The 16,626-nt window shown below is 73.5% G+C and carries 16 protein-coding genes; 3 read left to right on the top strand and 13 right to left on the bottom strand.

Features of this window, described 5'->3' with window-relative positions; translation table 11 throughout:
• Positions 1-150 precede the first annotated feature (150 nt).
• Together ACFPBZ_RS27000 and ACFPBZ_RS27005 are read right to left on the bottom strand one after the other, a co-directional pair.
• Positions 151-1,017 carry an aldo/keto reductase gene (locus ACFPBZ_RS27000; protein WP_378039212.1) on the bottom strand — a complete coding sequence of 289 codons (867 nt, stop codon included), beginning with the start codon at positions 1,015-1,017 and terminating at the stop codon, positions 151-153.
• A gap of 143 nt (positions 1,018-1,160) precedes the next feature.
• Positions 1,161-2,591, bottom strand: coding sequence for an MFS transporter (locus tag ACFPBZ_RS27005; RefSeq protein WP_378039213.1), 1,431 nt, complete (start codon positions 2,589-2,591; stop codon positions 1,161-1,163).
• A gap of 46 nt (positions 2,592-2,637) precedes the next feature.
• On the opposite strand from ACFPBZ_RS27005, the gene cutA reads away from it, so the two are divergent.
• The 3 genes from cutA to ACFPBZ_RS27020 are packed head-to-tail and all read left to right on the top strand — an operon-like array spanning position 2,638 to position 5,219.
• Complete coding sequence (cutA, locus tag ACFPBZ_RS27010; protein WP_378039214.1) at positions 2,638-2,952, top strand: divalent-cation tolerance protein CutA; 315 nt, start codon at positions 2,638-2,640, stop codon at positions 2,950-2,952.
• Between the two features lie 11 nt (positions 2,953-2,963).
• Entirely contained in the window at positions 2,964-4,169 is a 1,206-nt protein-coding gene (locus tag ACFPBZ_RS27015; protein WP_378039215.1) for an MFS transporter, read from the top strand.
• Positions 4,170-4,208: 39 nt separating this feature from the next.
• On the top strand, positions 4,209-5,219 hold the full coding sequence (locus tag ACFPBZ_RS27020) for a sigma-70 family RNA polymerase sigma factor (protein ID WP_378039216.1): 1,011 nt from the start codon (positions 4,209-4,211) through the stop codon (positions 5,217-5,219).
• A gap of 15 nt (positions 5,220-5,234) precedes the next feature.
• Here the strand turns inward: ACFPBZ_RS27020 and ACFPBZ_RS27025 are convergent, their stop codons facing one another.
• From ACFPBZ_RS27025 to ACFPBZ_RS27075, 11 genes are all read right to left on the bottom strand, one after another.
• Positions 5,235-5,390, bottom strand: a complete 156-nt coding sequence (locus tag ACFPBZ_RS27025; protein WP_378039217.1) for a hypothetical protein — start codon at positions 5,388-5,390, stop codon at positions 5,235-5,237.
• A gap of 121 nt (positions 5,391-5,511) precedes the next feature.
• Positions 5,512-5,718, bottom strand: coding sequence for a hypothetical protein (locus ACFPBZ_RS27030; protein ID WP_378039218.1), 207 nt, complete (start codon positions 5,716-5,718; stop codon positions 5,512-5,514).
• Positions 5,719-5,819: 101 nt separating this feature from the next.
• The gene (gene dnaB, locus ACFPBZ_RS27035) at positions 5,820-8,252 is read right to left on the bottom strand and encodes a replicative DNA helicase (protein WP_417281525.1); all 2,433 of its coding nucleotides are present in this window, start codon (positions 8,250-8,252) and stop codon (positions 5,820-5,822) included.
• Between the two features lie 561 nt (positions 8,253-8,813).
• Positions 8,814-9,266 (bottom strand): 50S ribosomal protein L9, encoded by a 453-nt coding sequence (gene rplI, locus ACFPBZ_RS27040; protein WP_378039220.1) that lies wholly within the window; start codon positions 9,264-9,266, stop codon positions 8,814-8,816.
• 17 nt (positions 9,267-9,283) lie between these two features.
• On the bottom strand, positions 9,284-9,520 hold the full coding sequence (gene rpsR, locus ACFPBZ_RS27045; protein ID WP_378039221.1) for a 30S ribosomal protein S18: 237 nt from the start codon (positions 9,518-9,520) through the stop codon (positions 9,284-9,286).
• Between the two features lie 42 nt (positions 9,521-9,562).
• Entirely contained in the window at positions 9,563-10,120 is a 558-nt protein-coding gene (locus tag ACFPBZ_RS27050) for a single-stranded DNA-binding protein (RefSeq protein WP_378039222.1), read from the bottom strand.
• Positions 10,120-10,452: a 30S ribosomal protein S6 gene (gene rpsF / locus ACFPBZ_RS27055; RefSeq protein ID WP_378039223.1), complete on the bottom strand. Its 333-nt coding sequence runs from the start codon at positions 10,450-10,452 to the stop codon at positions 10,120-10,122. The genes ACFPBZ_RS27050 and rpsF overlap by 1 nt, the downstream gene beginning before the upstream one ends.
• A gap of 168 nt (positions 10,453-10,620) precedes the next feature.
• The gene (locus ACFPBZ_RS27060; RefSeq protein ID WP_378039224.1) at positions 10,621-11,613 is read right to left on the bottom strand and encodes a hypothetical protein; all 993 of its coding nucleotides are present in this window, start codon (positions 11,611-11,613) and stop codon (positions 10,621-10,623) included.
• Between the two features lie 176 nt (positions 11,614-11,789).
• Positions 11,790-13,391: a glycosyltransferase family 87 protein gene (locus ACFPBZ_RS27065; RefSeq protein WP_378039225.1), complete on the bottom strand. Its 1,602-nt coding sequence runs from the start codon at positions 13,389-13,391 to the stop codon at positions 11,790-11,792.
• Between the two features lie 5 nt (positions 13,392-13,396).
• On the bottom strand, positions 13,397-15,988 hold the full coding sequence (locus ACFPBZ_RS27070; protein WP_378039226.1) for a transglycosylase domain-containing protein: 2,592 nt from the start codon (positions 15,986-15,988) through the stop codon (positions 13,397-13,399).
• A 189-nt stretch (positions 15,989-16,177) separates the two neighbouring features.
• Positions 16,178-16,585: a DUF5318 family protein gene (locus tag ACFPBZ_RS27075; RefSeq protein WP_378039227.1), complete on the bottom strand. Its 408-nt coding sequence runs from the start codon at positions 16,583-16,585 to the stop codon at positions 16,178-16,180.
• Between the last annotated feature and the right edge of the window lie 41 nt (positions 16,586-16,626).

The raw sequence follows: 16,626 nt of genomic DNA on the forward strand, positions 1-16,626 counted from the left end.
GGGCGGCGCTGCGGCGGCGGCGGCGCGACCTCGCCCGCCGCGACGCCGACCGGGCGCGGCGCCGCGTCGACGCCTAGGGCCCCCGACGACGGACGGGCCGCCCGTCACCGTCTCCGGTGACGAACGGCCCGTCGGTCCGTTCCGGGTCGGTCAGCTCGCGGCCGTGTCGAGCCGGGCCACCACCGCGCGGGGGAGCTCCAGCACCCCGGCGCCGCAGTTCTCCTCGAGGTGCTCCAGGGACGCGGTCCCCGGGATCGGCACCATGACCGAGCTGCGCTGCAGCAGCCAGGCGAGCGCGACCTGCGCCGCGGTGGCGCCCAGCTCGACGGCCGCCTCGTGCGCGACGTTGCCCTCCTGCGCGAGCGAGCCGGCGTCGGCCGGGGCCCACGGGACGAAGGCGATGCCGTGCTCGGTGCAGTAGCGCAGCTCGGCGTCGGAGGACCGGTCGACGAGGTTGTAGCGGTTCTGCACCGACGCCACGTCCACGATGCTCCGCGCGGCCTCGATCTGCTCGACCGAGACCTGGGAGAGCCCGACCTGGCGGACCTTGCCCTCACGCTGCAGGTCGGCGAGCAGACCGAACTGCTCGTCGGCGGCCACGTGCGGGTCGACCCGGTGCAGCTGGAAGAGGTCGATGGTCTCCACGCCGAGGCGGCGCAGGCTCATCTCGCACTCCTGGCGCAGGTAGTCCGGCCGACCGCACGGGATCCAGCGGTTGGGGCCGGTGCGCAGCAGGCCGGCCTTCGTCGCGACGGTCACGTCGCGGTACGGATGGAGCGCCTCGCGGACGAGCTCCTCGCTCACGTACGGGCCGTACGAGTCGGCCGTGTCGATGAAGTCGACTCCCAGGTCGACGGCGCGGCGGAGGACCGCCAGCGCGTTGTCGGTGTCCTTCGGCGGGCCCCAGATGCCCTCCCCGGTCAGGCGCATCGCGCCGTAACCCAGGCGTCGGACGGGGAGCTCCCCGCCCAGTTCGAACACTCCAGCGGCTGCCGCCGGAGACTGCGTCGTCGTCACGTGGCATCCCCAATTCCCCGCGTCACCCGCGGATCACCCAGGGTGGCACCAGCAGGGGCCGACCCGCCCACCGCAGTGGCCGATCTCCCAGTCGCCGTCCGGGTGATCACATGTGACACCGCTGCATGTCGCATAAGACGAGGTCAGACCCGGTGCGGCACGGGCTCCTCGGCGAAGAGGTCGGCCACGCGGTCGGCCGTCGCCCGGGCCCGCGTCGTGGTCGCCGCGACCCCCAGGACCGCGACGACCGCGGTGGCCACGGCCACCACCCACCAGGCGGGCGAGAGGCCCGCCTGCACCCCCACGGCGGCGGCCACCACGGTCCCGCTGACGGCGACCCCGAAGGTCGACCCGACCTGTCGGCTCGTCGAGGCGACCGCCGCGGCCACCCCGGCCTGGGCGCGCGGCATGCCGCTCACGGCGGTGTTGGTGATCGGCGGGTTGACCAGGCCGAACCCGATCCCGAACAGGGCGTACGCCGCGAGGAGCACCCACAGCGGCGTCGTCGGACCCACCTGGGCGATCACCACCGCGACCACGGTCATCGACACGCCCGCGGTCACCAGCGAGAACCGGGAGCCCCGGGTCGCCACGAGCCGCCCGGAGAGCGGAGCGCAGACGGTCGCGGTCACCGCCGCCGGCAGCAGCGCGAGGCCCGCGCCGAGCGCGGAGAGGCCGCGGACCTCCTGCAGGTAGAGCGTCGAGAGGAACAGGAACGACCCGAACGCGGCGAAGGCGCACACCGCGATCACCGTCGCCGACGAGAACGGCACGCTCCCGAAGAACCGCAGCTCGAGCAGGGGCTCCACGCGGCGCCGCTCCCAGACGATCAGCCCGGCGAGCGCGACGACCGCCAGCACCGCGAGCCCGACGATGGTCACCGACGTCCAGCCCAGCCGGGGTCCCTCGATGACGGCCGTGGTCAGCGCCGCGAGCCCGACCACCACGAGCACCTGGCCCAGCGGGTCGGGCCGGCGCGCGTGCGGCGCCCGCGACTCGGGGACGTAGCGGGCGGTCAGCGCGATCGCCACGAGCACCACGGGCACGTTGACCCAGAAGATCGCCCGCCAGCCGACCGCCTCGGTGAGCACCCCGCCGAGCACCGGGCCCAGGCCGAGGGCGATCCCCACCACCGACCCCCACACGCCGATGGCGCGGGCGCGCTCGCGCGGGTCGGTGAAGACGTTCGTGATGATCGACATCGCGACCGGGTTGAGCATCGTGCCGCCCAGGCCCTGCACGGCCCGCGCGGCGATCAGCCAGCCCACCGACGGCGCGAGGCTGCACAGCAGCGACCCGGCCCCGAACACCGCGAGCCCCACCTGGAACGTCCGGCGGCGTCCCACCCGGTCACCGGTCGCCCCCGCCAGCATGAGGAAGCAGGCCAGGACGAGCGTGTAGGCGTCGACGGTCCACTGCAGCTCGGTGATCGACGCCTGCAGGTCGGTGCGGATCACCGGCAGGGCGACGTTGACGATGGTGGCGTCCATCGACACGACGAGCAGGCTCGTGCAGCAGATCGCGAGCACGAGCCAGCGGTGCCGGGGCGGCGCGTCCCCGAGGTCGTTGCTCACGACAACGAGCGTAGGCGCCCCGCGGCGGTGGGGTAGGAACCGTGCGGTGAGCGATCCCGCCGTCGTCCTGTGCACCACCGACTCCGCCGACGAGGCCGAGCGCCTGGCCCGCGGCCTCGTCGAGGCCCACCTCGCGGCGTGCGTGCAGATCGTCGGGCCGGTGCGCAGCGTCTTCCGCTGGGAGGGCGCCGTGTCGGTGGAGGCGGAGTACCAGCTGGTGGTGAAGACGGCGCGCGTGCCCGAGGCGACCGCGTGGATCGTCGGGAACCACTCCTACGACGTCCCCGAGGTGATCGCCCTGCCCGTGACCGGGGGGCACGAGACGTATCTGACGTGGGTGACGGACGAATCGGGCGGTTAGCCTGGCGAACGATGTCGACCACGGAGACCGCGCCCGCCCTGCGCCGCGGCGACCCCGGGTTCCGGCGCATCTCGGTCGGCCTCTTCTTCGCCGGCTTCACCACGTTCGCCCTGCTCTACGCGACGCAACCGCTGCTGCCGCGCCTCGTCGAGGTGTTCGCCGTCTCGCCCGGGACCGCCTCGCTGTCGGTCTCCGCGACCACCGCGGGCCTCGCGGTCGCGATCATCCCGGCGTCGGCGCTCTCGGAGCGGTGGGGCCGGCGGCCGGTGATGGTGTTCTCGCTCGGCGCGGCGGTGCTGTTCGGGCTCGCGGCCGCCGTCGCGCCGACGTTCGCGCTGCTGCTCGTGCTGCGCGCCCTCGAGGGGGTCGCGCTCGCCGGCCTGCCCGCCGTCGGGATGGCCTACCTGGCCGACGAGATCGACGCCGGCCACCTCGGGGGCGCCATGGGCCTCTACGTGGCGGGCAACTCCGTGGGCGGGTTCGGGGGGCGGATCATCGTCTCGGCGATCAACGACCTGGTGGGTTCGTGGCGGGTCGCCCTCGGCGGGATCGCGGGGGTCTCGGCGCTCTGCCTGGTCGTGTTCTGGCTGGTCCTGCCGTCCTCGCGGCGGTTCACCCCGAGCCCGGTCGCCGCGCGCGACCTCGTCGGGGAGGTCCGCTCCCACCTCGCCGACCCCGTGCTGCGCCGGTTGTTCGCGGTCGGGCTGCTGCTCATGGGCACCTTCGTCTGCGCCTACAACTACGTCGCGTTCCGGCTCCTGGGCCCGCCGTTCTCGCTGCCCGACCTCGTCGTCGGGTTCGTCTTCGTCCTCTACGCCGTCGGCACGGTGACCTCGACGGTCGCCGGACGGCTGTCGACGTGGCTCGGGTCGCGGACGACCGTGCTCGCGGCGTGCGGGGTCGCCGCGCTCGGCGCGCTGGCGATGCTCGCGCCGGTGCTCGCCCTCGTGATCGGCGGGCTCGCCCTGCTGACCGTCGGGTTCTTCGCGGGCCACGCGATCGCCTCCGCCGCCGTCGGCCGGCGGGCCGCCCATGGGCGCGCCGTGGCCTCGGGGCTCTACCTGTTCAGCTACTACGTCGGCTCGTCGATCGGCGGGACGCTGGGCGGGGTGGTGTTCGGTGCCGCCGGCTGGTCGGCCACCGTCGTGTTCCTCGTGGCCCTGCTGGCGGCGACGGCCGTCGTCGTGCTGGGCATCCGGGCCCCCGCGCGGCCGTAGCCCCTCGAAATCGGACACCGCCACCGGCACACTCACGCCATGGACGGCACGGCGCTCGCTCCCGACGACCTCGAGGCGGCGCGGGCGGGCCACCCGCCGGCGTTCGACCGCCTCGTCGCGCCGCTGCGCCGCGACCTGCACGCCCACTGCTACCGGATGCTCGGCTCGGTCCACGACGCCGACGACGCCCTGCAGGACGCCCTCCTGCGGGCCTGGCGGGCGCTCGGGGGCTTCGAGGGCCGCAGCTCGCTGCGCTCCTGGCTCCACACCGTGGCCACCCGCACCTGCCTCGACCTGATCGAGGCCCGGGGACGGCGGGCCCTGCCGATGGACCTCGGGCCCGCCGCGCCCGAGCCGGTCCTCGACGACGCGCCCGCCGACGTCGCCTGGCTGACGCCCTACCCCGACACCGCGCTGGCCGTGGAGACCCGGGAGTCGGTCGAGCTCGCGTTCGTCGCGGCGCTGCAGCACCTGCCCGGGAACCAGCGGGCGGCGCTCGTGCTCTTCGAGGTGCTCGGCTTCTCCGCCGCCGAGATCGCCGCCACGATGGACACGACCACCGCGTCGGTGAACTCGGCGCTGCAGCGCGCCCGGCGGGTCGTCGCGGAGAAGGTCCCGCCGGTCTCCCAGCAGCGGACCCTCGCCGACGTCGGCGACGCGCGCCTGCGGGCGGTCGTGGCCGGCTACGCGACGGCCCTGGAGCAGGGCGACGCCGACCGGCTCGTCGCCCTGCTCACCGAGGACGTCACGTGGTCGATGCCGCCGCTGCCCGGCTGGTACGCCGGGATCGACGACGTCGCGGCGTTCGCCCGGGCGGTGCCGTTGGGCGGCTGCGGCACGTGGCGCACCGTCCCGACGACCGCGAACGGCCAGCCCGCGGTCGCGCTCTACCTGAACGGTCCCGCGGTGGCCCAGGGGGACCGGGACGAGGCCTTCCGCGCCTGGTCGCTGACCGTGCTGACGCTGCGGTCGGACCGGATCGCGGGGCTGACCTCGTTCATCGGGCCCGGGCACTTCGTCGCGGCCGGGTTGCCGCTCGCCCTATCCTGAGCCGGCCGTCGGAGGTCAGTCGTCGTCGGACACGAGGTGCTCGTCGGACGCGGCGTCGCCGGCCGGGAACACCTCGGAGACCTCGGGCTGCCCGGGCTCGGTGTTCACCCCGGTCAGCGGGGCGGCGGGCGGGACGACCGTCGACGGGTCGTTCTGGTTCTCGGTGCTCATCGCAGCTCTCCTCGTCGTCGCGGGACCCTCGGGCATACCCGGGGTGGTGGCCGTCACACGCCCGGACGGGGACGTCGAGGAGGGTGGCGACGGCGGGCCGGGGCCCGCCGTCGCCCGGGGTTCACTCCGCGATCTTGGCGATCGACTGGGCCCACAGGAAGTACTTGTTGGTGCCCAGGTCGCGCACCGTCGTGATGTTGAAGGCCTCCTTGAGGTGCTTCGCGTCGACCTCGGAGACGCCCTGCAGCGCCTCCACCGGCGCGTCGGCGATCTCGCTCAGGCTCTTGCCCTCGTAGGCCTTGTCGACCTTGTCGTCGATGCCCGCCATCTCGGCTCCTCTCTCCGTGCGCGGCGTGTCCGCGCGACGATGGACACACCCTGGCAGCCCGCCCGACCCGGCACCGCGTCGGCTCCGGGTGAGGTGCGGGCTCAGCCGCGGGCGAGGTCGGCGAACCGGCTGTAGTGCAGCTGGTGGGCGATCGGGATCGTCGCCGTGGGCCCGTTGCGGTGCTTGGCCAGGATGATGTCGGCCTCGCCGGCGCGCGGGTCGTCGCGCTCGAAGGCGTCGGGCCGGTTGATCAGCATGACCATGTCGGCGTCCTGCTCCAGCGAGCCCGACTCCCGGAGGTCGGAGAGCTGCGGCTTCTTGTCCGTCCGCTGTTCCGGACCACGGTTGAGCTGGCTCATCGCGACCAGCGGGATCTCGAGCTCCTTGGCCAGGAGCTTGAGCTGCCGGGAGAACTCCGAGACCTCCTGCTGGCGGCTCTCGACCTTCTTGCCCGAGGTCATCAGCTGCATGTAGTCGAGGATGATCAGCCGCAGGTCGTGCCGCTGCTTGAGCCGCCGGGCCTTCGCACGGATCTCCATGATCGTCATGTTCGGCGAGTCGTCGATGAACAGCGGCGCCTCGGAGATCTCGCTCATCCGCCGCGCGAGCCGCGTCCAGTCGTCGTCGGTCATGGTGCCGGCGCGCATGTCGGAGAGCCGGATCTTCGCCTCGGCCGAGAGCATGCGCATGACGATCTCCGTGCGACTCATCTCCAGGGAGAAGACGCAGCTGGTCAGCCCGTGCTTGACGCTGGCCGACCGCGCGAAGTCGAGACCGAGGGTGGAGTTGTGGGTCGGCACCATCGACCGCCCCGCCAGGTACAGGTGGTCGGCGTTGTCGACCTCGACGCAGCGCACCGGCACGGAGGGGACCGCCCGGACCTCGGTGATGTAGCGGCGGCGGACCCGCACGTCCGAGGTCGCCCGCTGACGTTCCTTGTGGGCGAGCCGCTTGCGCTCGAGCCGGAACACCGTCTCCGTCGTGCTGAAGGTGACCATGAAGGCCGTGCTCGACGCGGCCGTCCGGCCGGCGACCGCCTTCGTCGTGATCGAGCACCGCATGCCGAGGGAGGCCACCAGTTCCGCGACGTCCCGGGCGAGCCGCTCGTGGGTCACCGCGAACTGCAGCACCCCGGTGGGCAGGACCGTCCCGTCGGAGTCGAGCAGCCCGGCGAGCAGGGCCCGCCGCTGGTCCTCCGACGCGCGGAGGTAGGACGTGGGGACGTGCTTGTCGCCGAGGACCCCCAGCGTCCGCAGTGCGCCGTCCAGAGGCATTCCGCCGCACGTCCGGAGCACGTACCGCAGCTCCGATGCCAGGCGCGGGGCCAGCAGACCCTCGGACTCGATGAGGGCCGCCACCTCGGGGTCGGCGCTGGTGAACGACGCCGAACCGGACGAGCCGTCGCCGAGCCACACCCCGAGGGCGTAGGGCGGGACCAGCAGCTCCTGCTCCGGCAGCTGCAGGGGCGCGGCGACGTCGACCGAGTGGTTCGCCCGGCGGTCCGCGGTGGGCGTGCGCACCGTCGCCGCGATCTCCTCGGTGGTCCGCACGGCCGCCGGCACCCGCTCCGACCGACGGGAGGCACGGGTGTCGGTGAGCCACTGGTGGTCGGCGTCGGCGACGATGACGGTGCCGTCGGAGAACGTGACCTCGTAGCAGGGACGGTCGCCCATCACGTCCGTCGCGGCCACGACGCGGGTCGGCCGGCCCGAGGCGTCCAGCAGGTGGTCGCCGACGGCGACCTCGCCCATCGTCGTCCAGCCGGTCGGCGTCGCCAGCGGGGTGTCGAGGGCGAGGGCCTTCCCGATGCCGGGCCGGGCCGCCACGATGATCATCTGTCCGGCGTGCAGACCGTTCGTCACGTCGTCGAGGTCGGTGAACCCCGTCGGCACGCCGAAGGACACGCCGCCCCGCGAGGCGATCGCGTCGATCTCGTCCATCGTCGGCTGCAGGACGTCCTCGAGCGCGACGTAGTCCTCGGTGACCCGCCGGTCGGTGACCTCGTAGACGGCCGCCTGGGCACGGTCGACGATGTCGTCGGTGTCGGCGCCCTCGCCGCCGTGGTAGCCGAGCTGGACGATGCGGGTGCCGGCCTCGACGAGGCGGCGCAGGATCGCCCGGTCGGCCACGATCTCCGCGTAGTAGGCGGCGTTGGCCGCCGTCGGCACCGTGGCGATCAGGGTGTGCAGGTAGGGCGCGCCGCCGATGCGCAGCAGCTCGTTGCGGCGCTCGAGCTCGGCCGACACGGTGACCGGGTCGGCGGGCTCGCCGCGGCCGTAGAGGTCGAGCACGCACTCGTAGACGGTCTGGTGGGCGGGGCGGTAGAAGTCGTCGGGCTTGAGGAGCTCGATGACGTCGGCGATGGCGTCCTTGCTCAGCAGGATGGCGCCGAGCACCGACTGCTCGGCGGCGATGTCCTGCGGGGGCTGACGGTCGAACTCCGGGCGCCCCTCGCCGTCGCCCGAGCGGGCCGACCGCGGGCCGCCGTAGCCCCCGTCACGCCCACCCGATCCCCGTTCGTCGAGTACCGCCACCGACCGCTCCTCACGCCGTCCCCGCCCGTCCCGCCGCACCGGGGCCCCGAGGGGTCCCACGGTCCGTCGGCCGCACCAAGCTCTACCGCGACCCACCGACAACATCGATCACGTCGGGCGCCGGGGGGACGCTAGGGGCACGGTCGCGACGTCGGCCAGGCGGTGGTGTGCACGTGGTGTTGATGGACTGGGGACGGACGGGCAAGCACACCCGATCCAGGTGGGCGCACCTGGGGACAACCTGTTGGCAACTCCCTCAGATTCGCCGTTCTCGCTGGTCACAGCTTTGTGCACCCTGGGGACAACAAGTGGACCGGCATGTCGTCGCGGCGGGGTGCACGGCGTGTCGCGACACGGTCACGAGGCGGGGAGACGACCGGCCGGGGTCGCGCGCCGGGCGGTTCGGTGACCTCTCGGCGCACGGTGACCGCCCTGTCCACAGGACGTGACCGCGGACCTGTACCCCGGTCACCGATCGGCGGCCGGACGGAGGAGGTCCGGACACACGTCGGGCCCCGGACCGACGACGCGGTCCGGGGCCCGAACGAGGGCTGCGGGGCTCTACGTGCCCTGCACGGCCAGCGGCAGCTCGACGGAGACGTCGGGGTGCAGCCGAACGGTGACCGAGTGCGACCCGGTCGTCTTGATGTGGCCGTTGATGTCGACGAGGCGCTTGTCGAGGTTCGGCCCGCCGGCGGAGCGCACCGCGGCGACAATGTCGGCCGGGGTGATCGAGCCGAAGAGCTTGCTGCCCTGGCCCGCCGACTTCGCGGCGACGGTCACCTTGCCGATCCCCTGGATCTGGCCGGCGACCTCCTTCGCGTGGTCGAGGTCGCGGATCCGCTTGCCCTCCTGGGTGCGGCGGATCGTCTCGACCTGCTTCATGGCACCGCGGGTGGCGACGATCGCCAGAGCGCGGGGCAGCAGGAAGTTGCGCCCGTAGCCGTCCTTGACGTCCACGAGGTCACCGGGGCCGCCGAGGTTGGCGACGTCGGCGGTGAGGATGAGCTTCATCGCGTGGTTCCCCTTCCTCAGCGCGCGGTCGACGTGTAGGGCAGCAGGGCCATCTCACGCGAGTTCTTCACGGCGACGGCGACGTCCCGCTGGTGCTGCGAGCAGTTGCCCGAGACCCGGCGGGCGCGGATCTTGCCGCGGTCCGAGATGTACTTGCGGAGGAGGTTGGTGTCCTTGTAGTCGATCGCTTGGTTCTTGTCCTTGCAGAACGCGCAGACCTTCTTCTTGGGCTTGCGCACCGGCGGCTTCGCCATGGTGGTTCTTTCTCCTAGCCGAATTCTGGGGATGTCGAGAGATCAGAAGGGGGGCTCGTCGTCGTAGCCACCGCCGCCGCCGGACGAGCCCGCCGCGGGCGCGGACGCCCACGGGTCGTCGCCGCCGGAGGACTGGCCACCGCCGTAGCCCCCTCCACCGCCGCCGCCGCCGGAGTAGCCCCCGCCGCCGCCGTCGTTGGAACCGCCGTAGCCGCCACCACCGCCGCCGCCGGAGCGGCTGGCCTTGGTGACGCTGGCGGTCGCGTACCGCAGCGACGGGCCGACCTCGTCGACCTCGAGCTCGATGACGGTGCGCTTCTCACCCTCGCGGGTCTCGAACGAACGCTGCTTCAGCCGGCCCTGCACGATGACCCGCGCTCCGCGCGTCAGCGTCTCGGCGACGTTCTCCGCCGCCTGGCGCCAGATGTTGCACCGCAGGAACAGGGCCTCCCCGTCCTTCCACTCGCCGCTCTGGCGGTCGAAGGTGCGGGGGGTCGACGCGACGGTGAAGTTCGCGACGGCGGCGCCGGACGGCGTGAACCGCAGCTCCGGGTCGGCGGTGAGGTTGCCGACCACGGTGATGACGGTGTCGCCGGCCATCAGCTCGCGCCGGCCTTGCCCCGGCGCGTCGCAGCGGCCGGGTCGCGGCGCATGACCTTGGTGCGCAGCACCGACTCGTTCAGGGCGAGCTGACGATCCATCTCCTTGATGGTCTTCGGCTCGCAGTTGACGTCGAGGACGGCGTAGATGCCCTCGGCGTGCTTCTCGATCTCGTAGGCGAGGCGGCGACGTCCCCAGACGTCGACGTTCTCGACAGTTCCGCCGTCGTTGCGGATGACGTTGAGGAACGTCTCCAGCGACGGCTGCACGGTGCGCTCGTCGAGACTCGGCTCGAGGATGACGACCATTTCGTAGTGGCGCACGAGTACCACTCACCTCCCATGGGCTAACGGCCACGGACGATCCGTGACAGGAGGGAACCCGGTCGCGCCAGTCTAGGTGACCACCCCGACGACGCCGACGGGCGGGCCGGAATCCGAGGATTCCGACCCGCCCGCGGTGTCGTGTCGTGTCCGGGCCCTCCGGGGCTCGGACGTGGCTCAGCGCCCGGTGGTTCCCATCAGTTCGGTCTCGTCGGCCCCGTGGTGCGCGGCCGGGAAGCCGAGGGCCGGCGACTCGGGGGCCTCGCCCTGCACGTTGGCGAGGGCCTCCATGCTGATGTCGTCGTCGTCGGAGTTCTCGACCTCGGTCGGAACGGCGGCGGCCGACCCCGCGGCGCGGCGCAGGACCATCGAGCGGACGACGAACGCCGCCACGCCCGCGAGGGCGAGGACCGCGATCATGACCGGGACGCCCATGCCGCCCGACATGCCGTCGACCGGCAGCGCCTGGACCTGGCTGGCGGTGGTCACCGCGCTCGCCGGGTCGTACCCGAGGTAGGCGGGCGCCCCGGCCTTGAGGCCCGGGAAGGCCGAGCCGAGCAGCTGCCCGGGGTCGTACGCGGGCAGGCCCGCCGGGGCCGAGAGCGGCGCGGTGGCGCCGAGGAACGACGAGGGCAGCGCGTTGAACGAGGGCGCGAAGGCCGGCGCGGCGGCGGCCAGGGCGGCCGGCGGCAGCGCGGGGGCCATCGGCGCGGGCACCATCGGCGCGACCGGCGCCGCGGCGGCGGGAGTGGTCGCGGCCGGGGCCGCGGCGGCCGACTTCGCGGGTGCCTTCGGGGCGAGCGCACCGGTGCCTGCCGCGACGGCGTCCGTGAGCGGCTTGGCCTGCGGCACCGCCGCGGCCACGCCGCTGGTCACCGGCTCGATGACCTGGACCTGGACCTTGCACAGCAGGCCGGTCAGCGGCTTCGTGATCGACTGCAGCGGACCGTTCGAGCCGGAGACCGGCACGAGGAACGGCAGACCGAGCGTCGGGGTCACCTGGACGGTGTCGCCCGGGTTCGCCTGGACCGTCTGACCGCACTTCGCCGGGACGACGTCACCCGGGGCCGCGGGGGCGGCGAACGCGGCACCCGCCCCGAGGAGGAGCGAACCGGTGATGACACCGCCCGCTGCTGCGACCGACACCAGACGCGAGAACCGCGCACCCATCAGGAGGACCCCTATCGTCAACGACACACTGATCGGTCCCGCGCTCACACATGCCCTGTGCGCCGGGCGGAGTCCGACGAGCAGTCAAACGACGCACTGCTCCGGCGGTGACGCGGGAATCACCGGAATGTCACGGCCGGGGCACGCCCCGATCGTGGTCCCTGGGCCGGGAGGGGTCAGGTCCGCCCGGATCGGGTGGTCCCGACGAGGGCCGCGCGGCCCGGCGCGTCCGCCGGCGGCCGCCGCGCGGTGAACCAGGCGGCGTCGGGCGCGCCGTCGAGGACGCCGCCGTCGGGGTCGGCACCGGGCAAGGACGGCCCGGGACGCCCCGGGCGCCGGCGGACCGGGTCGAGGCCCGGGCGCAGGACCGTCCGGACGACGAGCACCGCGAGCCCCACCACCGCGAGATCGCGCACGACGACCGCCGCGTAGAACCACTCCGGCGGCAGGCCCTTGCTGCCGGTGCCGAGGTAGAAGTACATGCGCGGGACCCAGACGAACGCGTCGAGCGCCATCCAGGCCAGCAGGGGCCGCCAGCGCGGGTACGCGAGCACCGCGAGCGGGACGAGCCACAGGGAGTACTGCGGGCTCCACACCTTGTTCGTCAGCAGGAACGCGGCGACGACGAGGAACGCGATCGGTGCGAGCCGCGGCCGGACCGGCGCCCGCCACACGAGGTAGGCGATCGCCGCGCAGCAGAGGACGAAGAGCAGCGCGGTCACCGCGTTCAGCACCGAGGGCGGCTGCCCCGACGCGAGCGGCCCGTCGAACCCGGACCAGCCCGTCAGCCCGGTGACGACGTTGTAGAGCGAGTCGGGGTCGGCGCCGCGGGTGGAGTTGAGCCGGAAGAACTCCCACCACCCGGTGGGGGCGAGGACCGCCACCGGGAGGTTGACCACCGCCCACGTGACGAGCCCGGTCAGCGCGACCGTCCACCACGCCCGCATCCGTCCCGCGCGCAGGCACAGCAGCAGGAGCGGGAACAGCAGGAACAGCGGGTAGAGCTTCGCCGCCGCCCCCAGCCCGAGGAGCAGCCCGGCGACCCCGGGCCGTCGTCGGGACCAGGCGAGCATGCCCAGGGTGGCGCCGGCGACCGCGAGGGTGTCGAAGTTGGTGAACGCGTGCACCGCGACCAGCGGGGAGGTCGCGACGATCGCCGCGTCCCACGGCCGGCCCGGCCGCAGCCGCACCGTCGCCCAGACGACCCCGAGCCACGCCAGGGCCAGCCAGAAGGCGGAGAGATCGAAGTAGACGACCACCGGCAGGGCGCCCGGCAGGCCGAGGGAGAGCCAGCCCGCCGTGAGCCGCGCGTTCGCCCACTGGAAGAACCCGGTGAGCACCGGGTACTCCATGTACCGGACCTGGGTGGTGCCGTCGTCGCGCTGGTCGACCCAGTTGGTGACGTAGGGGACGCCGCCGGTGTCGAGGCGCTCCGCGCTGTAGAGCGGGACCGTGTCGGAGTAGCACATCGCCACGTACTGGCGGCTGTCGCGCCAGTCGAGCTGCACCTGGCCCGACGAGTCCACGTACTGCTGCAGGCACGGCGCCTTCGCGAACCAGCCGAGCACCAGGACGATCGTCGCGAGCAGGAGCACCACCCGCAGCGGCGTGAAGAAGCTCGCCCGCCCGACGACCGCGTGGGCGCCCACCGGGCCGCCGACCGCCGCGCTCGCGCCGCGGACGAAGGCGTCGTCGTGGGCGGGGAACACCCGGGCCGACGCGTCGAGCGAGGCCGGGTCATGGGCCCGTCCCTGGTCGGGCGGGGCGTCAGCCGACACGCGTGTCAGCCGTTCGGGAAGAAGTCTCCGAAGGGGTTCCCGCCACCGCGATCGCCGCCACCGCCGCCACCACCGTCTTCGCCCCCGTTGCCGCCGCCGTCCCCGTTGCCGCCGTTGTCCCCGCCCCCGTTGTTGCCGCCGTTCTCGCCGCCGCCGTTGTCCCCGTTGTTGCCACCGTTGTCGCCGCCGTTGTTGCCGTCGCCGTAGTTCACGCAGACGCCGTCGACGCAGTACTGGCCCTCCTGGCCCTCCTGCTTGTTCGGGTCGGGAGCGGCGGGCGGGGGCGCGGGCGGGGTGCCGATGGCCTTGAAGTCGGAGAACTTCTCCACGGGGTCGTTGCGCAGGGCGTTGTTCATGAACCGCTGCCAGATCTGGCCGGGCACCCCGCGCCCGTAGATCGGCTTGCCGTTGGAGGACTTGATCGGCGAGTTGTCGTCGGTGCCGACCCACACCGCCGTCGACATCTGCGGGGTGTAGCCGACGGTCCAGGCGTCGTTGTTCTGGCCCTCGGTCGAGGACTGGACCGTGCCGGTCTTCGTCGCGACCGGCCGACCGCCGGAGAGGCCGATCTGGGAGTGCGAGGCCACGTCGAGCATCGACTCGGTGACGTTGCGGGCCACCTGCTGGCTCATCCGCTGCTCGGCCGCCGGGACCCCGCCGTCGTAGAGGATGCGGCCGTCGGCGGTGGTCACGCGGGTGACCATGTGCGGGCGGTGGTACTGGCCGTCGGCGGCGAACGTCGCGTAGGCCGAGGCCATGTCGCCGGCGCGGACCTCCTTGTCCCCGATCGAGATACCGCCGGTGGGCGCGTCGAGCGGGGCGGAGACGCCGGCCTGGTGCGCGGCGTCGGCGACCTTCTGCGGCCCGACGTCGACGCCGAGCTGGTAGAAGACGGTGTTGATCGAGAGGGTCATGGCGGTCTTGAGGTCACAGCTCGGGCAGCTCTCGCCCTCGGAGTTGGCGACCTTCGTGCCGGCGATCTCCTTCGGCGACGACCCGTCGTAGGTCTTGCCCAGGCCGATCGGCGGGTTCTGCTCGAGCCCGGCCAGCAGCACGAAGGGCTTGAACGACGAGCCCGGCTGGCGCTTGGCCTGGGCGTAGTCGAAGCCCGACCCGTCCTTGCCGCCGTAGTAGGCGACGATCGCGCCGGTGCGCGGGTCGACCGAGACGACGGCGGTGCGCAGGTTCGCGGGCTGGCCCTGCAGCGTCTTCTGCGCCGAGTCGACCGCCTGCTGCTGGAGCTTCGGGTCGATCGTCGTCTCGACCCGCAGGCCCTCCTGGTTCACCTGCTGGTCGGTGATCCCGTAGGAGGCGAGCTCGTCCTTGACCGCGGAGACGATGTGGCCCCGGTCGTTCTCGGGGATGCCGCTGCGGCGCTGGGCGGGCGGGATCGTCGCCGGGAACACCGCGGCGGCCCGGTCGGTGGGGGAGAGCCAGCGCTGGGCGACCATCCCGTCGAGGACGAAGGCCCACCGCTGCTGGCTCATGCCGCGGTCGACCGCCGGGTCCCACTTCGACGGGGCCTGGATGAGCCCGGCGAGCACGGCGCCCTCGGACGGGGTCAGCGTGGCGACGTCGCGGCCGTAGTAGGCCTGCGCCGCCGCCTGGATGCCGTAGGCGCCGCGGCCGAAGTAGATCGTGTTCAGGTAGTTGCCGAGGATCTCCTCCTTCGACTGCTCCTGGTTGATCTTCGTGGCGATGACGACCTCGCGGTACTTGCGCCAGAGCGAGTACTCGTCGCCGACCAGCACGTTCTTCACGTACTGCTGGGTGATCGTCGAGCCACCGCCGGAGCCGCCCTGCGCCTGGTTCCAGGCGGCGCGCGCGATCCCGACCGGGTCGAACCCGTAGTTGGTGTAGAAGCTGCGGTCCTCGGCGGACAGGACGGCCTGCTGGACCCAGACCGGGACCTGGTTCAGCGGGACCTTGATCCGGTTGCCCTGCGCCTGGGTGAGGTTCGCGAGCGTCTCGCCGTCCTGGTAGGCGATCGTCGCGACCTGGTTGTTGGTCGTGTCGTCGGGGCTCGGGATGCGGAAGACGATCCAGCCGACCGCGAAGGCCAGGAGCGGCGCGACGACGAACAGCCCGATCAGCACGTAGGCGATCCGGCGCACGCGGCGCCACCGGCGCTTCCCCGGCGGGAGGGCGGCCGCCCTCGCCTTGCGTCCGCGCGGCTCGTCGTCCCCGCCCCGGCCTCCGCGGGAGGGCGGGTCGGCCGGCGGGGGCGGGGTGCGCCCGGGGGCCGCGGTGCCCGTGACCACGTCCGTGGGCGCGGTGCCCGGGCGGGCGGCCCGGGTGGGGGCGGACGCCAGCGAGCCGGCGCTCGCGAGCGGACGGGCGCTCTCGTGGGTGAGGAGGCGGGGCTCGGGGACCGACGAGGGGGCGACGCGGGTGCCGGGGGCGGCGGGCGGCCCGACGCGCGTGGCGGGTGCCTGGCCGTTGGCCGGCTTCTGGCCGTTCGCAGGCTTCTGGCCGTTCGCGGGCTTCTGGCCGTTGCCCGGTTGCCCGTTCGCGGGCCGCGGCGGTGAGGCCGGCTGGGGCGGCCGGGCGTTGCGCGCGGCGGGCCGGCCCGCGTCGCGCGCCTGCGAGGGGGGCACGGGCGACCATCCCGGCGGGAGCTTGTCCACCCGCGTGACCGCGGGGCCCGGCCGGGCCCCGTTGCCCTGGGGGCCGCTTGGGCCGGCGACGGGACGACGGTCCGTCCGACGGTCGTCGGTCACGTGGCGCCTCCCGGGAACGGCATCGTCAGGAACGGACCCGGCCCGCTCACGCGCACCGCGACGGCGTCAGGGTGATGCCGTACGACGCCGACGGCGGCCCGTACCCGAGACGTCGTCCGCTCCCAAGACGTAGGACTGTACGAGGTGGTTCCACCGGCATGTACGGCAGACCTCCACCACGTGCACCGTGAACTCGCCGGCCGCGTCGTCCAACCGAGCGATCTCGTCGGCCGAACGGGCGGAACCGGACACCGGACCGAGCCGGTCGCCGAACACCCAGGACACGTTGACGACCTCGTCGCGCCGGCACACCGGGCACTTCGTGGGGGTCGGCAGACCGTGGAAGGACGCCGCCTGCAGGAGGTAGGCCCCGGCGTCGCAGGCGTCCGCGGAGGTGGTGCGCCCGGCGGCGAGGTCGGCGAGGTGCGCGCGGCGCTGCAGCGCGTAGTCGACGACCTGGCGGGGTGTTCGCACGCGTTCCAGCGTAGCCAGCGGGCGGGCCGGGCGCGCTGTCG

Source organism: Actinomycetospora atypica (assembly GCF_042653685.1).
In the GTDB taxonomy this organism is placed as follows: domain Bacteria; phylum Actinomycetota; class Actinomycetes; order Mycobacteriales; family Pseudonocardiaceae; genus Actinomycetospora; species Actinomycetospora atypica.

Bases quoted from the DNA above. Each gene is read 5' to 3' on its own strand.
- rplI (WP_378039220.1), bottom strand. From the start codon at position 9,266: ATGAAGCTCATCCTCACCGCCGACGTCGCCAACCTCGGCGGCCCCGGT.
- rpsR (WP_378039221.1), bottom strand. From the start codon at position 9,520: ATGGCGAAGCCGCCGGTGCGCAAGCCCAAGAAGAAGGTCTGCGCGTTC.
- ACFPBZ_RS27015 (WP_378039215.1), top strand. From the start codon at position 2,964: ATGTCGACCACGGAGACCGCGCCCGCCCTGCGCCGCGGCGACCCCGGG.
- ACFPBZ_RS27060 (WP_378039224.1), bottom strand. From the start codon at position 11,613: ATGGGTGCGCGGTTCTCGCGTCTGGTGTCGGTCGCAGCAGCGGGCGGT.
- ACFPBZ_RS27025 (WP_378039217.1), bottom strand. From the start codon at position 5,390: ATGAGCACCGAGAACCAGAACGACCCGTCGACGGTCGTCCCGCCCGCC.
- ACFPBZ_RS27050 (WP_378039222.1), bottom strand. From the start codon at position 10,120: ATGGCCGGCGACACCGTCATCACCGTGGTCGGCAACCTCACCGCCGAC.
- ACFPBZ_RS27030 (WP_378039218.1), bottom strand. From the start codon at position 5,718: ATGGCGGGCATCGACGACAAGGTCGACAAGGCCTACGAGGGCAAGAGC.
- ACFPBZ_RS27020 (WP_378039216.1), top strand. From the start codon at position 4,209: ATGGACGGCACGGCGCTCGCTCCCGACGACCTCGAGGCGGCGCGGGCG.